17 protein-coding genes are annotated in these 14,495 nt (G+C 67.4%); 8 read left to right on the top strand and 9 right to left on the bottom strand.

Annotated elements, in window-relative coordinates:
- Positions 1-42: 42 nt before the first annotated feature.
- Both GGR36_RS15450 and GGR36_RS15445 read right to left on the bottom strand, forming a co-directional pair.
- Positions 43-1,782: an ABC transporter transmembrane domain-containing protein gene (locus GGR36_RS15450; protein ID WP_207064460.1), complete on the bottom strand. Its 1,740-nt coding sequence runs from the start codon at positions 1,780-1,782 to the stop codon at positions 43-45.
- 79 nt (positions 1,783-1,861) lie between these two features.
- Positions 1,862-2,401 carry a hypothetical protein gene (locus GGR36_RS15445; protein ID WP_183635688.1) on the bottom strand — a complete coding sequence of 180 codons (540 nt, stop codon included), beginning with the start codon at positions 2,399-2,401 and terminating at the stop codon, positions 1,862-1,864.
- Positions 2,402-2,526: 125 nt separating this feature from the next.
- Here GGR36_RS15445 and GGR36_RS15440 point away from each other — a divergent pair, with 125 nt between their 5' ends.
- The 5 genes from GGR36_RS15440 (at position 2,527) to GGR36_RS15420 (ending at position 7,402) form a co-directional block, all read left to right on the top strand.
- Positions 2,527-4,029 (top strand): YifB family Mg chelatase-like AAA ATPase, encoded by a 1,503-nt coding sequence (locus GGR36_RS15440; protein WP_183635687.1) that lies wholly within the window; start codon positions 2,527-2,529, stop codon positions 4,027-4,029.
- Between the two features lie 56 nt (positions 4,030-4,085).
- A complete protein-coding gene (locus GGR36_RS15435; RefSeq protein WP_207064459.1) occupies positions 4,086-4,487 on the top strand; it encodes a hypothetical protein in 402 nt (133 codons plus the stop codon).
- A gap of 100 nt (positions 4,488-4,587) precedes the next feature.
- Positions 4,588-5,205: a DJ-1/PfpI family protein gene (locus tag GGR36_RS15430; protein ID WP_183635686.1), complete on the top strand. Its 618-nt coding sequence runs from the start codon at positions 4,588-4,590 to the stop codon at positions 5,203-5,205.
- A 35-nt stretch (positions 5,206-5,240) separates the two neighbouring features.
- Positions 5,241-6,413 carry a class I SAM-dependent methyltransferase gene (locus GGR36_RS15425; RefSeq protein WP_183635685.1) on the top strand — a complete coding sequence of 391 codons (1,173 nt, stop codon included), beginning with the start codon at positions 5,241-5,243 and terminating at the stop codon, positions 6,411-6,413.
- An 8-nt stretch (positions 6,414-6,421) separates the two neighbouring features.
- Positions 6,422-7,402 (top strand): DUF2804 family protein, encoded by a 981-nt coding sequence (locus GGR36_RS15420; protein WP_183635684.1) that lies wholly within the window; start codon positions 6,422-6,424, stop codon positions 7,400-7,402.
- 7 nt (positions 7,403-7,409) lie between these two features.
- Here GGR36_RS15420 and GGR36_RS15415 read toward each other — a convergent pair whose 3' ends face one another.
- The 4 genes from GGR36_RS15415 to GGR36_RS15400 form a co-directional block, all read right to left on the bottom strand.
- Entirely contained in the window at positions 7,410-7,751 is a 342-nt protein-coding gene (locus tag GGR36_RS15415) for a hypothetical protein (protein ID WP_183635683.1), read from the bottom strand.
- A gap of 33 nt (positions 7,752-7,784) precedes the next feature.
- Positions 7,785-7,982 (bottom strand): hypothetical protein, encoded by a 198-nt coding sequence (locus GGR36_RS15410; protein ID WP_183635682.1) that lies wholly within the window; start codon positions 7,980-7,982, stop codon positions 7,785-7,787.
- A gap of 286 nt (positions 7,983-8,268) precedes the next feature.
- Complete coding sequence (locus tag GGR36_RS15405; protein ID WP_183635681.1) at positions 8,269-9,072, bottom strand: alpha/beta hydrolase; 804 nt, start codon at positions 9,070-9,072, stop codon at positions 8,269-8,271.
- The gene (locus GGR36_RS15400; RefSeq protein WP_183635680.1) at positions 9,069-9,689 is read right to left on the bottom strand and encodes a glutathione S-transferase family protein; all 621 of its coding nucleotides are present in this window, start codon (positions 9,687-9,689) and stop codon (positions 9,069-9,071) included. Before GGR36_RS15400 ends, GGR36_RS15405 begins: the two co-directional genes overlap by 4 nt.
- Positions 9,690-9,746: 57 nt before the next feature.
- On the opposite strand from GGR36_RS15400, the gene GGR36_RS15395 reads away from it, so the two are divergent.
- From GGR36_RS15395 to hemE, 3 genes are all read left to right on the top strand, one after another.
- A complete protein-coding gene (locus GGR36_RS15395; protein WP_338086709.1) occupies positions 9,747-9,962 on the top strand; it encodes a DUF2905 family protein in 216 nt (71 codons plus the stop codon).
- Positions 9,962-10,369 carry an STY0301 family protein gene (locus GGR36_RS15390; protein ID WP_183635679.1) on the top strand — a complete coding sequence of 136 codons (408 nt, stop codon included), beginning with the start codon at positions 9,962-9,964 and terminating at the stop codon, positions 10,367-10,369. The genes GGR36_RS15395 and GGR36_RS15390 overlap by 1 nt, the downstream gene beginning before the upstream one ends.
- Before the next feature lie 75 nt (positions 10,370-10,444).
- Entirely contained in the window at positions 10,445-11,512 is a 1,068-nt protein-coding gene (gene hemE, locus GGR36_RS15385; protein WP_183635678.1) for a uroporphyrinogen decarboxylase, read from the top strand.
- 67 nt (positions 11,513-11,579) lie between these two features.
- On the opposite strand, the gene GGR36_RS15380 is transcribed toward hemE, so the two are convergent.
- The 3 genes from GGR36_RS15380 to GGR36_RS15370 all read right to left on the bottom strand — a co-directional run bounded on the left by GGR36_RS15380 (position 11,580) and on the right by GGR36_RS15370 (position 14,475).
- Positions 11,580-12,479: an adenylate/guanylate cyclase domain-containing protein gene (locus GGR36_RS15380; protein WP_207064458.1), complete on the bottom strand. Its 900-nt coding sequence runs from the start codon at positions 12,477-12,479 to the stop codon at positions 11,580-11,582.
- 42 nt (positions 12,480-12,521) lie between these two features.
- Positions 12,522-13,487 carry a tRNA 2-thiocytidine(32) synthetase TtcA gene (gene ttcA / locus GGR36_RS15375; protein ID WP_183635676.1) on the bottom strand — a complete coding sequence of 322 codons (966 nt, stop codon included), beginning with the start codon at positions 13,485-13,487 and terminating at the stop codon, positions 12,522-12,524.
- 247 nt (positions 13,488-13,734) lie between these two features.
- Positions 13,735-14,475 (bottom strand): pteridine reductase, encoded by a 741-nt coding sequence (locus tag GGR36_RS15370; RefSeq protein WP_183635675.1) that lies wholly within the window; start codon positions 14,473-14,475, stop codon positions 13,735-13,737.
- Positions 14,476-14,495: the final 20 nt, after the last annotated feature.

The raw sequence follows: 14,495 nt of genomic DNA, 5'->3' as shown, positions 1-14,495 counted from the left end.
CTGCCATGCGCAGGGCGGCGGGTTGTGCGACTGCGCCGCGCCTCAGGCGGTGAACTGCAGGCGGGCGAGCCGCGCGTACAGCCCGTCAGCGGCCATCAGTGCAGCGTGGGTGCCGACTTCGACGATACGGCCGTGCTCCATCACCACGATGCGGTCTGCTTCCTGCACCGTTGCCAGCCGGTGCGCAATTACCAGCGTGGTGCGCCCGCGCATCAGGTGTTCCAGCGCCGCCTGGACGACCCGTTCGCTTTCCGCGTCGAGCGCCGAAGTGGCCTCGTCCAGCAGCAGCAGCGGACGATCGGCAAGAATCGCCCGCGCGATGGCGATCCGCTGGCGCTGGCCGCCCGACAGCTTGACGCCGCGCTCGCCGAGGTCGGTGTCGTAGCCTTGCGGCAGCTTGTCGATGAATTCGTCCGCGAACGCCGCGGCGCAGGCCGCTTTCACGTCCGCAAGACTCGCCTGCGGGCGCCCGTAGCGCACGTTTTCGAGCACGCTTGCCGCGAAGATCACCGGCTCTTGCGGCACCAGCGCGATGCGTTCGCGCACGGCCTGCGGGTCGGCCGCATCGAGTGCGACGCCGTCGATGCGAATGCGGCCGGCCTGCGGATCGTAGAAACGCAGCAGCAACTGGAACACGGTGGTCTTGCCGGCGCCGGAGGGCCCCACCAGCGCCACTGTCTCGCCCGGTGCGACATCCAGGCTGAAGTCGTCGAGCGCCGGGGTGTCCGGGCGGGTCGGGTAGCGGAAGCCGACGCCTTCGAATCGCACGTCACCGCGCGCGGTGGGCAGGGTTGCCGGATTGGACGGCGCCGCGATCGCCGGTTGCGTCGCGAGCAGCTCCATCAGCCGCTCGGTCGCTCCGCGCGCGCGCTGCAGATCGCCCCACACCTCCGACAGCGCACCGACGCTGCCGGCGACCATCGCGGCGTAGAAGACGAAGGCAGAGAGCTGGCCTGCGCTGAGGCGCCCGGCGAGCACGTCGTGGCCGCCGATCCACAGGATGAAGGCGATCGCGCCGAACACCAGCACCATCACCGCGACAATCAGTGCGGAGCGCGCGGCGATGCGGCGCCGCGCGGTGCCGAACCCGCGCTCGACGCGATCGGCAAAGTCGGCGCGGTCGGCCGCTTCATGGCCGTAGGCCTGCACGATGCGGATTTCGTGGATCGTCTCGTCGATGCGGTTGCCCAGTTCGGCGACACGGTCCTGGCTCTCCTTCGCCAGCGATCGCACGCGGCGGCCGAACAGCACGATCGGAGCGACGACGAGCGGCACGCCGGCAATCACGAGCAGCGTGAGCTTGGTGCTGGTGGTGAACAGCATCGCGAGGCCGCCGATCAGCAGCAGCGCGTTGCGCAGCGCGATCGAGACGCTCGAACCGATGACGTTTTCGAGCTGCGTGGTGTCGGAGGTGAGGCGCGAGATCACGTCGCCGGTGCGACCACTTTCGAACCACGACGGCGGCAAGGTCAGCAGGTGATCGAAGACCTTGCGCCGCAAATCGGCGGTGACGCGTTCGCCGAGCCAGCTGACGTTGTAGAAGCGCAGCCAGGTGGCCGCCGCGAGCAGCGCGATGACGCCAAACATGGCCGCGAGCGCGCGATCCAGCCAGGCCGGGTCGCCGGCCGAGAAGCCGCGGTCGATCACGGCGCGCAAGCCTTGCCCGACCCCGAGCATCGCGCTCGCCGCGAGCACCAGCGCCACCGCGGCAATCGCGATGCGGCCGCGGTAGGGGCGCAGCAGGTCGATCAGGATGGAACGCACGGTCGGGGCTTGGGACATGGCAGGGGCTCGGTCTCGATGTCAGACCGGCATGCTCTCATGCCGAGATTCAAATCTGGCGCCGGCAGCGCGCGGCCGCTCAGAAACGCAAGCGCGTGCCCAATGTGATGCGTCCCTGATCCACCGGGTCGAAGCGCAGCTCGTTGCCGTCGCGATGCACGCGATAGGCCGCGGAGATCGACCATGCCGTGTTCAGGTCGTAGGACAGGCGCATGCCGGCATCGAGCCCGCGTCCCTGCGTGCCGCCCAGCGCGTCGATGTCGCCGGCGAGACGGAAACCGCGCCAGAAGCGGTATTCGCCGAAGGCATGCAGCAGCGGCACATAGCCGCGGTCGGCGAACAGCAGCGTGGGGTGCAGCGTGGTTTCCCAGTTGCTGACGCCGACCCCGGCCTTCAGGTCCGGTTGCGCCAGCAGCGCATAGCGCACGCTGCTGCGACCGATAGTCAGCACATCGCCATCATTGCCACTGGGCAATCGCGCTAGGTCGAAATCCGGTGCCGCCACGCCGAAGGCGCTTCCGGCCACGCGCAGCCCTTCGGCCGACGCTGGCTGCGACAGCATGAGCCCGGCCGCGACCCCCACGACAGCGACGAGCTTGCAGATGTATTCACGATGCATTGCGCAGCCCCCCTCACGACACGCTTCGCGCACGCGGCGTGATTGGTGACGCGCCGCGCAGAGTTTCATTATGGACGCTGTCGCGCGAAGCGCTAGAGTCGACGCAGTTCTATGCCGGAGTCATCATGAGCCTTGCCTGTGTCGTCAGCCGCGCGCTGGACGGCATTGCCGCCCCCGAAGTCGTCGCTGAGGTCCATCTGGCCAATGGCCTGCCCGGCTTTTCGCTGGTCGGCCTGCCGGAAGCCGAAGTGCGCGAATCGCGCGACCGCGTGCGTGCCGCGCTGCAAACCTGTCAGTTCGAGTTCCCGCAACGGCGGATCACCGCAAATCTTGCCCCGGCCGACCTGCCCAAAGAGGGTGGCCGCTTCGACCTGCCGATCGCGCTCGGCATCCTTGCCGCGTCGGGGCAGATCCGCGGTGGCGCCCTGGAGGGCATCGAGTTCGCCGGCGAATTGTCGCTGGACGGCCGTCTGCGCCCGGTGCGCGGCGCGCTGGCGATGGCACTCGCCGCCACACGTGCCGGGCGCCGGCTGGTGCTGCCCGAAGCCAATGCCGGCGAGGCGGCGCTGGTGGACGGGGCCGGCGTGTTCGCCGCGCGCAGCCTGCTGGAAGTGGTCGCCCACCTGAATGGGCAGACCTTGCTGGACCCGGTTTCGGCGTCCGACGCGGTACGCACCACGCCAAACTACCCGGATCTGGCCGACGTGCGCGGCCAGCAAAGCGCCAAGCGCGCGCTCGAAATCGCGGCCGCCGGTCGACACTCGCTGCTGTTCTTCGGGCCACCCGGCAGTGGCAAGTCGATGCTGGCACACCGCCTGCCGGGCGTTTTGCCGCCGATGACCGATGCCGAAGCACTCGAAGCCGCCGCGGTGCAATCCATCGATGGCGGCTTCGACCCGGCCCGGTGGGGCGTGCGGCCGGTGCGCTCGCCGCATCACTCGGCGTCGGCCGCGGCGCTGGTCGGCGGCGGTGCTTCGCCGCGCCCAGGCGAGATTTCGCTGGCGCACCACGGCATTCTCTTTCTCGACGAATTGCCTGAATTCGATCGTAGAGTTTTGGAGTCCCTGCGCGAACCACTCGAGACCGGCCACATCACCGTGTCGCGCGCGGCGCGACGCGCCGATTTCCCGGCCCGCTTCCAACTCGTCGCGGCGATGAACCCTTGCCCTTGCGGCCACTACGGCAGCGCGAGCGGTCGCTGCCGCTGCACGCCCGACCAAGTGGCACGCTACCGCGGGCGCCTTTCCGGCCCGCTGCTCGATCGCATCGACATGGTGCTGGAGGTCGCAGCAGTACCGGCCGCCGACCTGCAGGCGGCGAAACCGGGCGAGCCGAGTGCAGAGGTGCGGCGCCGCGTCGCGCACGCCGACACCCGGCAACAGCATCGTCAGGGCAAACCGAACGCTGCACTCGCGGCCGCCGAGGTGGAACGCCATTGCACGCCGGATGAAGCCGGCGCGCGCCTGCTGGCCGGCGCCATTGCACGGCTGGGCCTGTCTGCGCGCGGCACCCACCGTGTGCTGCGGGTCGCGCGCACGATCGCCGATCTGGCGGGCAGCGACGGTATCGGGGCTGGCCACGTCGCCGAGGCGGTACAGCTGCGGCGCAGTCTGCCGGTACCGGTGTAACGATCGCCTGCTATGCTTGCCGCTACCCTCCATCCGCCGGAACTGCCTGAAACATCATGGACACCTCCCGCCTTCCGAGCCGCGACGTCGCGCTCCGCACGATGAAGAAGTGGATTGCGATCCTGCTGATTGCCGCGATCGGCGGCGCCGCGTTGTACACCTACGCGACCTTGACCTTCGCCTATTCGGATGGCGAGCGCGCCGGCTTCGTGCTGAAGCTCTCGCGCAAGGGCTGGCTGTGCAAGACCTGGGAGGGCGAGCTGCAGATGCTCGCGATCCCCGGCGCGCTGCCTGAGAAGTTCCACTTCACCGTGCCCGACAGCGCGATTGCCGAGAAGATCAATGGTGTTCTCGGCAAGCAGGTGACGCTGCACTACGAGGAACACATCGGCATTCCCTCGACCTGCTTCGGCGATACCGGCTATTTCGTCAAGGACGTCGAGGTGATCAAGCAGTGACATCGCGGCCCCGCGATTTGTGTTCGCGGGGTGTCGCAGCGCAACAGAACATGTGACAATCGCCTCCGCCGTACTCCCCCATACGGCTGGAGAGTGGGTGATGACACTGTGCATCGGGCTCTACCTGTTCGACGATGTCGAGATCCTCGACTTCGCCGGTCCGCTTGAGGTCTTCACCACCGCAAGCCGCGTCTTCGAACGCCTCCACCCGGGCGCACCGCCCCCCTTCAGCACCGCCCTCATCGCCCGCCAGACAAAGATCCGCACCCGCGGCGGGATGATCGTCGAGGTGCCCTGCTCGCTCGACACGCACCCCGCGCTGGACGTGATCGTGGTGCCCGGCGGGGTTGTCGACGGCGAGCTCGAACGCAATGAGGTCGTCACCTGGCTGGCGGCACAGGCAAGCCGGGTGCGCCGCGTCGCGTCGGTATGTACCGGCGCCTTCCTGCTCGGCGAAGCCGGTCTGCTGGAAGGGCGCCGCTGCACCACCCACTGGGAAGACATCGCCGCCCTGCGCAGCCGCTATCCGAACGCCCATGTCGTCAGCGACGCCCGCTTCGTCGATGACGGCACGGTGATCACCTCCGCCGGCATCTCGGCCGGGCTTGACATGAGCCTCTACCTGGTCGCGCGCCTCGCGGACCGATCGCTCGCGGTGCGCACCGCCCGGCAGATGGACTACGCCTGGCACGGCGCGCCCGAGCCTGCGACCCAATAGTCGGAAGCCGTCAAGCGGGGCGTTAGAATCGGGCGATGACTGCAGAACGCCCCGACCAGCTCCCACCCCCCTCGCCTGACGCGCTGGCTGCCAGCCAGGCCCTGACCGACAAGATCCGCGCCGCGATCGACGATGCCGGCGGGTGGATCCCGTTTTCCGGCTACATGGCACTGGCGCTGTACAGCCCCGGCCTGGGTTACTACAGCGGCGGTGCGCGCAAGTTCGGCCCCGGCGGCGACTTCATTACCGCACCCGAACTGACCCCTCTTTTCGGACAAGCGCTTGCCGCGCAGCTCAGCGATCTGCTGCAGCAAACCGCGCCGGTGGTGCTGGAAGTCGGCGCCGGCACCGGACTGCTCGCCGCCGATCTGCTCGCCGCGCTGGCGCTTGCCGGCCACCTGCCGGAGCACTACCAGATCCTCGAACTGTCCGGCGAGCTGCGGGCGCGCCAGCAAGAAACCTTGCAGCAGAAGGTGCCCACGCTGGCGAGCCGTGTGAAATGGATCGACACGCTGCCGGAGGCCTTCGACGGTGTCGTAGTCGCCAACGAAGTGCTCGACGTGATGCCGGTGGAGCTGGCGGTCTGGCGCGATGGCGGCATCTACCAGCGCGGTGTCACCTGGCAGGGCCGCTTGTGCTGGGCCGACCGGCCGGCCAGCGGCGAGTTGCTGACGGCCGCCATGGCCCTGCCAGCGCCGATGTCTGAACGCGGTGAATACGTCAGCGAAATCTGCCTCGCCTCGCGTGCGTGGATCCGCGAATGGTCGCGTCGCCTCTCGCGCGGGGCGCTGCTGCTCGTCGACTATGGCTATCCTCGCCACGAGTACTACCTGCCGTCACGCAGCACCGGTACGCTGATCTGCTACTACCGCCACCGCGCGCACCCCGACCCGTTCCTGTGGCCGGGGCTGACCGACATCACCAGCTTCGTCGATTTCACCGCCGTCGCCGAGACCGCATTCGACGCTGGCCTCGATGTACACGGTTACATCGATCAGGGCGCCTTCCTGCTCAACTGCGGGCTGCTGGAGCGCCTCGCCGAGCGGGGCCCCACCGAACACGCGGACTACATCCGAGCCGCCCGGGCCGCACAGCGCCTGATTGCCCCGCACGAGATGGGCGAATTGTTCAAGGTGCTGGCCCTTGGCCACGGCATCGCCGGGCCGCTGCGCGGCTTTGTGCGCGGCGATCGCCTGCACACGCTTTGAGCCACGCCGTGAGCCGCCTTCAAGCACCGCCGCCGACCCTGCTCGATGCTCAGGGCGCGCCCAACTTTGGCGCATCGGCGGGCGTGCTGGATGCGGTGGACTGGACGGCGCTCAAACGCCCCCGAGCCCCTGGCTGGTTCGACAGGCGCTTGCGCCACAAGCGCTGGCAGTACCTGGCCCTGGCCCACCCACAGGTCTTCGTCGGCCTCGCCGTCGTCGACCTCGGCTGGGCGGCGCATGGATTCGCCTACGCCTTCCGGCGCGGCGAGGGCCGCCCGGTCTCCGTCGCGCGGGACGGCCTGCCGGCAGCATGCCGGGTGTCGTCGCGCCCGTTCGGCGATGCCGACGCGCGCCTGCCCGGACTGCGGCTGAACTTCATGCGCAGCGGCGACACGCTCGCGGTGCGCCTGCGCAGCCGGGTGCTGTCACTTGAAGCCGCGCTCGACCTGGCGCACATGGCGCCGCCGGCCTGCGTGATCGCCCCCGCAAACCTTCTCGCCCATTGCACGCACAAGAGTGCTGCGATCGACGTGACAGGCAGCCTCGAGATCGGCGGAGATCGGCTGGTGCTCGATGGCGCCTGCGCCAGCCTCGACCATTCCGACGGCCTGCTGGCGCATGACACGCGCTGGAACTGGGCCTCCGCCCATGCCAGCGGATTCGGCTTCAACCTGCAGGCCGGCTACATGGGGGACGCCGAGAACATCGTCTGGCTCGAAGGCCAGCCGTACAAGCTGGGCCCGGTGCACTTCGATTACAACGCTGCCGACCCCCTTGCGCCCTGGCGCATACGCTCGGCATGCGGCAATACCGATTTGCGCTTCGCGCCGGAAGGTCTGCATCGCGGAAACAAGAACCTCGGGCTGGTCGCCAGCCGTTTCGTGCAGGCAATCGGCTGTTTCAGCGGTCGCATCGGTGCCCCCGGCACGGCGACGCTGGAAATCCGCGAGCTGCTCGGCGTCACGGAGGATCACGCATCGCGCTGGTAAGCGACCGTCAGGCCCGCAAGCTGTTGAGGCGCGCGAGCCGCTCGGCGTCGAGCAGGCTGGGTTTGCCGCTGAGCGGGTCGGAGATCACGTAGGTGAGCGAAATGCGTACCGCCGGCCGCGGGTCGTTGCGCTCGGCGAGGTAGGCGGCGACACGCAAGCCTGCGCGACCGGATTCGGAGATCGTCCAGTGATGCTCGACATCACCCCCCCGCGGCAGGCTGCGTTCGATCTGGATCTGGGCATCGCCAAGGCGCAGGCAATCGGGCGCCACTGCTGCACGCAGGGCGCCCAGTGCCGACTCGACCTGGTCGAGCAACCAGGCCGCTTCACCGGAAAACGCTTGTGACATGCCCGTCGGCAGGCCCCCGCCTGCCTTGCGCACTCATTCCTGGTAGCGGTAGATCTGCTGCAGGAAGGTTTCGGGGTCGCCCGCAGGCGCGCCACCGGCCCGATTGCGCCGCGTCTCGACCTGCTGCAGGCCCAGCTGTTCCACCAGTGCCTGCGGCAAACCGCTGGCATTGAGCACTTCTTCCGCAAATTGCCCGAACTCGTCGAGCACCTTCCCCGTCGCCATTTCCATGATCACCACCGCTTTCGCCCTCTGTCCGGGGTTTCCCCAAACCCCCGCCGGTCCCAATCCGCCGGCTGACTCCTGCCCCCTTCGACCCCGAACACGGGCTCGTAAGTACAGTGAACGTTCAATCGCGGAAAAAGTTTAGGGCTCTTGTTGCTTTGTCGCGATTTTTTTCACGGACACGGTCCGTCAAGGGCATTCAAACCCCCAACGGACAAGGCTTGCACGGATTTTTGGCGTTGTTGCGGATTTGCGACAGTCGCAACCGGACGTGATCGCCGGTTGCACCCGGTCACAAGGCGAGGCTGTCGAGCCAGTGCAGGATCGGTTCGGCCGCGGCGCGCCAGCCGGGCTCAAGCATCATGCCGTGGCCGATGCCCGGCACGATCAGCGGCTCGACACCCCATGACGACGCGGTCTGACGCACGCCGGCGGTGGCAATCAACGCATCTTCCGCAGCCCCCATCACCATCACATGCTTGCAGTGCTCGCGACGCGGATGCGGCAACGCGAAACCCAGCATGTCCCAGATCGCGCGCTGCGATTCGCCATGCATGCGCCGGAAGTAGCGTTCCAGCAAGTCCGGCGGCAAAGGCTGGTGGAACATGGCCTCGACCAGTTCATGCACGCCGATCTGCCCGCCGCCGGCGAGCCGGTTGAGGCCGAAGACCAGTCCGGGGCGGCGGATCGCGAGACCCAGCGCGGAGGTCCACATGCCGCCCGGAGGCACCGCACACATCAGCACCAGGGCCGGCGCCGCCTGCTTCTCAAGCAGCTTCTGCACGACGAAACCACCCATCGAATGACCGATCAGCACTGGGGGCGCAGGAAGGGTCGCAATCGCCTCACGCAGGTCGCGCACATAGTCGTCGATCGACAAGGCATCGAGATACTCGCGACCGGGACTTGCACCATGGCCCGACAGAGACAGCGCATGCGCCGCCCAGCCGTGCTCCGCAAAGAAGGGCAGGAAGTGTTCTTGCCAGCACCACGCGCCGGCATGGGCGCCATGCACGAAGAGCAGCGGCGTAGCGTGCGCCTTGCCTTGCGGCAGCGCGCTGAGGAGTTCGAGGCCAAGCGGTGATCGGGCGTTCATGCGGGTACCTTCATGCCACGCTGGACAGCGGGACGGGCGGAAATACGGTCGTGCCAGAGTTGCACGTTCGGGTAATGGGCGAGGTCGATCTGCTGGTAGTCGTGGCGATCGACCCATGGATAGGCGGCAATGTCGGCGATGGTGTATTGATCCGCCGCCAGCCAGTCGTGGTGTTCCAGGTGCCCCTCGAGCACGCCATACAGGCGCCGGGTTTCGTCGGAATAGCGCTTCATGGCGTAGGGCACGGCCTCCGGTGCGAAGCGCAGGAAGTGGTGCGCCTGGCCCAGCATCGGCCCCAGGCTGCCCATCTGGAACATCAGCCACTGCAGGGTTTCGAAACGGCCGGGGTCGTCGCTCGGCAGGAATTTGCCGGTCCTGGCCGCAAGGTAAACAAGGATCGCGCCGGACTCGAACAGCGTGATCGGCGCGCCGCCCGGCCCCTCTTCGTCCACCAACACCGGGATCTTGTTGTTGGGGTTGAGCGCCAGAAAGGCCGGGTCGAACTGGGCGCCGGCGCCGATGTCGATCGGCTTGACCGAGTAGCGAAGCCCGCACTCTTCGAGCATGATCGAGACCTTGCGGCCGTTCGGCGTCCCCCAGGTGTACAGCGTGAGCATTCAGAATCCCCCTGTTGCAGGTGCACATCATCCCACCGTTCGTGCGGGTGATGTGGCGTGCGGACGACGGTCGACACGATGATCAAGTGGCTGCTGGTCGTCGTCCTTGTCGCGCTGGCATCCGGCCTGTTTGACGGCTGGTTGCGCGCCCGCTTCCCGCGTGGGCTGCCGGGCGACCTGCGTTTGCGACTGGGCGGGCGTGAAGTCCGCGTTGCGCTGGGCATGACGGTGCTGTTGTCGCTGCTGGCAACGCTGCTGCTGAGGCGCCTGTAATGCGTGCCGCTCGGCTCGCGATGCTGCTCAGCGTTTCTGCCAATGCCGGGGCCGCAACGATCTGCCCGCCACAGCTCGACAGCAACGAAACGCTGCCGCAGGCACCCCAGGCCTGGTCCGTCGAGCGCTCGACCACCCCCCGGTGGCTCAAGGGCATTACCGTATTCGACGGCCCGCCAGGCGAACTCGCGTCACTGCGGCCAGAGGAGCAGGCGGGCGGGCGCCGGCTCTTGTGGCGCTTCGACTCACCAAGCCCGCGCGGCATCTGGATCGCCTGTCAGTACGATGGCAGCCGCCTGATGCTGACACGCCGACTGGAGCCTGCGCCCCGCCTCTGCGAACTGATCACCGATGGGCGCGTCACGGTGGGTGGGCAAGCGCCGCCGCTCTCATTCAACTGCCGCTAGCCCGCTGAGGCAAGACAACGACGGCGCGCGGCTGCGGCGCGTTAGAATCGCAGCCTTTGCTTCCCGGCCCGCACCATGTCCCGTCCTCGCAACGACACCTTCCTGCGCGCATTGATGCGCCAACCGACCGACTACACGCCGACCTGGCTGATGCGGCAAGCCGGCCGCTACCTGCCGGAATACTGCGAGACGCGCCGCCGCGCGGGCAACTTCCTGGCGCTGTGCAAAAGCCCGCAACTGGCCTGCGAAGTGACCCTGCAGCCACTCGCGCGCTTTCCGCTCGACGCCGCGATCCTGTTTTCCGACATCCTCACCGTGCCGGACGCGATGGGCCTCGGGCTCTATTTCGCCGAGGGCGAGGGGCCGCGCTTCGAACGTCCGCTGCGCGAGGAATGGGCGATCCGCGACCTGTCAGCGCCGGATCCGCACGACAAGCTGCGCTATGTGATCGACGCAGTTGCCGAGATCCGCCGTGCGCTCGACAACTCGGTGCCGCTGATCGGCTTTTCGGGCAGCCCCTTCACGCTGGCCTGCTACATGGTCGAGGGCAGCGGTTCGAGCGACTACCGCCACCTCAAGAGCATGCTCTACGCGCGGCCGGACCTGCTGCACCACATCCTCGGTGTCACCGCCGATGCGGTGACCCAGTACCTCAACGCGCAGATCGAGGCCGGCGCTCAGGCGGTGCAGATCTTCGACACCTGGGGTGGCACGCTGACGCCGCATGCCTACCGCGAATTCTCGCTGGCCTACATGCAGCGCGTGATCGCCGGACTCAAGCGCGAGCAGGACGGCGAGCGCGTTCCGGTCATCGTGTTCACAAAGGGCGGCGGGCAGTGGCTGGAGGATATCGCGGCGATCGGCTGCGACGCGGTCGGGCTGGACTGGACCACCGACATCGCGCAGGCCCGCGCGCGTGTTGGCGCCAAGGTTGCGCTGCAAGGCAACCTCGACCCGTCGGCGCTGTTCGGCACGCCGGAATCGGTCAGCGCCGAGGCGCGCCGCGTGCTCGATGCCTTCGGCAATCACCCTGGCCATGTCTTCAACCTCGGCCACGGCATCTCGCAATTCACCGATCCGGAGAACGTCACCGCGCTGGTGGAAACGGTGCGTAGCCACAGCCGGGCCATCCGCGTAGGCTGATCCGAGCCCGGGTCAACAAGAAAGGGCCGCGACGCGGCCCTTTTTCATTGCAAGCAGTGCCCGGCTCTCAGGCTTCGCGAACCTCGAAGGTCACCAGTTCGCCCTGCGTATCCTCGTCGCAGGAAAAGCCACAACCAACCCGCCCGTTGGCCGGCAGCGCACATTCTTCGCGCTTGAGCATGATTTCGGCCTCGTCTTCCGGCGCAACGAACGTGCCGTTCGAACTCTGGTCGACGATGTAGAAGCGACCGCCGCGCCATTCAATGCGGGCATGGTGACGCGAGGCACGGCGATCGAGGACGACGATGTCGTTGCCTTCCTCACGACCCATCAGCAGGATCGGGCGCGATTCGGTCACGATGTGGGCAATGCCGCGGTGGCGTAATACCAGGCGCGAGCGGGTCGGCGACGGGCCGCCCTCGCTCATCGGCCCGTTGGCGGCCGGACTCACGATGTCGCCGTCGCCCAGTTCATACAAGGGCACCTCGACTTCGCCGTAATGCAGCCCGCGCCCCGGCACCGCAGTAGCCAGCGCGCGCACCCCATCGGTCAGGTGCAGGGCGAGTTCGCCGGTGAGCAGGGTCTGCCCGGGGCTGGCGGCGCCAGCCAGGCGGCTCGCCAGTTCCACGGCCTCGCCGGCAGGCTCTTCGCCCAGCCGGAGCTCGCCGCAGTGCAGACCGATCTTCAGTTCAAGGTTGATACCGGAAACCGGCGGCAAGCGGCGCACCTTTTCCTGCATTTCGGCCGCGGATTGCACCGCATCGTCGGCGCGCTTGAACGCCGCGATCACGCGATGCGCGCGATCGAGCAGGGCACGGCCATGATTTCCGTCCACGGCACGCATGATGCGATTACGCGCGCGATCGAGCGCGCGCTGCGCCTCGGCGCTGCCCAGCTTGTCTGCAACCTTGGTGTCGCCGAGCAGCTCGGCGAACAACACGCAATTCATATCGTTCCGGTTCGACATCTGGTTACGTCCCGCGGGAAACGGAGGCATTCGGAATCATCATTAACGGCTCGGAAGCATAGAACCTGAGAGCACCGGCACACCACCGAAACTATCACGATCAACCTGATCCATCGCAACGAAATCCACGACCTGTGCCGGCTGCGAGAGTTCCGGCGTGTCAAAGGCAACGTCGCCCTCTGCAACCGCCGCACCGCGCTGCACGCCCTTGAAATCAAAAAGCGCCTGATCCTGCAAATGGGACGGCACCACATTGGCGAGCGACGTCGTCAGCGACTGTATGCGACCGGGGTAGCGCTGCTCCCATTCCTGAAGCATAGCCTTGACATGCTTGCGTTGCGCGTTCTCCTGCGAGCCGCACAGGTTGCAAGGGATGATCGGAAAGTCCATGCCGCGCGCGAAACGGCTCAGGTCGCGTTCGCTGCAGTAGGCGAGCGGCCGGATCACGATGTGCTGGCCGTCGTCGCTGGTCAGCTTGGGCGGCATCGACTTGATGCGACCACCGAAGAACATGTTCAGGAACAGGGTCTCGAGCATGTCGTCGCGATGGTGGCCGAGCGCGATCTTGGTGGCCCCCAACTCGCGCGCGACCCGGTAGATGATGCCGCGGCGCAGGCGCGAGCACAGCGAGCAGGTTGTCTTGCCTTCCGGGATCTTGGCCTTGACGATCGCGTAGGTGTCTTCCGTGACGACGCGGTACTCGACCCCCAGCTTCTCGAAGTAGGCCGGTAGCACCTCGGCCGGGAAGCCGGGCTGCTTCTGGTCGAGGTTCATCGCGATGATGCGGAAGTTGATCGGGGCCCGTTCGCGCAGCGACAGCAGCAGCGAGAGCAGCGAGTAGGAATCCTTGCCCCCGGAACAGCAGACCATCACGACGTCACCGTCCTCGATCATGCTGAAATCGCCAATGGCGCGGCCGACCTGGCGTTCGAGGTGTTTCCTCAAGCGCAGGAAGGTGTTCGAAAGCGGGGTTTCGCCCTGGTGCTCAGGGGCGGCGTGCGGGTTCACGGATGGCGCGGCGATACAGGGGAAACGCGCGATTATAGCTGGCGGGCCTTGCTTTCCGAAGTGCTTTGAAGGCGCCACAAGGGGCTGTTGTGCCACTTGGCGTTACGGCTGTAGGTCACTGTTTTAGATATCTATTATTGGACCCATCAAAGCGTCACGAATTGGCGCAAAGCGTGACCATCGCGCCGGGCACTTCCTGTGATGGGAAAAATGCCCATCGCAAGGGAAGGACGCGGCGCTACGGCCGTCACAGATGCGCAGAGCGCCCGCCATCCACGGCCAGTATCTGGCCGGTCACATAAGGCGCCTCGAGCAGCAGGAAGCGCACCGCGCCAGCAATGTCTTGCGGCGAGCCGGTGCGCTTGAGCAGGGTATGGCGGACGATCGCCTCACGCTCGCCGGGCGGAAACTGCCCGTCTTCCGGCCACTCGATCGCGCCGGGCGCGACGCCATTGACCCGCACCTGCGGCGCCAGCTCGATCGCCAGCGCGCGAGTCAGGCCTTGCAGGCCGGCCTTGGCGGCGGAATAGACCGGGTATCCGGCGAGCGGGCGCTCGGCATGCACATCGACGATATTCACGATCGCACCGCCGGCGGCGCGCAAATGTGGCGCCGCAGCCTGAGACAGGAACAGCGGGGCCTTGAGATTGGTGCCGGTCAGATCCGCCCAGGCCGCCTCGCCGATCTCGCCGATCGCCGTCGGGAAGAAACTCGACGCGTTGTTGACCAGCCCATCGAGCCGCCCGAAGCGCGCCACCACCCGCGCCACCAGCGCCGGTAGCGCGGCCGCATCGAGCAGGTCGGCCTGCAACAGCAAGGTGCTCCCGGCGCGCAGCGCTTCCAGCTCGCAGGCGAGGTTCTCGGCGTCGGCAAGCGACCCGCGGTGGTGGATCGCGACGCTGCAGCCGGCCGCGTGCAGCGTACGCGCGATGCTCGCCCCCACGCGTCGCGCGGCACCGGTAACCAGGACGACCTTTTCGTGATGCATCACCACGCTCCTTGAACTTC

Origin of the sequence: Niveibacterium umoris, from assembly GCF_014197015.1 — a bacterium.
Classification (GTDB): Bacteria; Pseudomonadota; Gammaproteobacteria; order Burkholderiales; family Rhodocyclaceae; genus Niveibacterium; species Niveibacterium umoris.
Note: the sequence above shows the minus strand (reverse complement) of the source record. Positions and strands in the feature narration are given on the sequence as shown.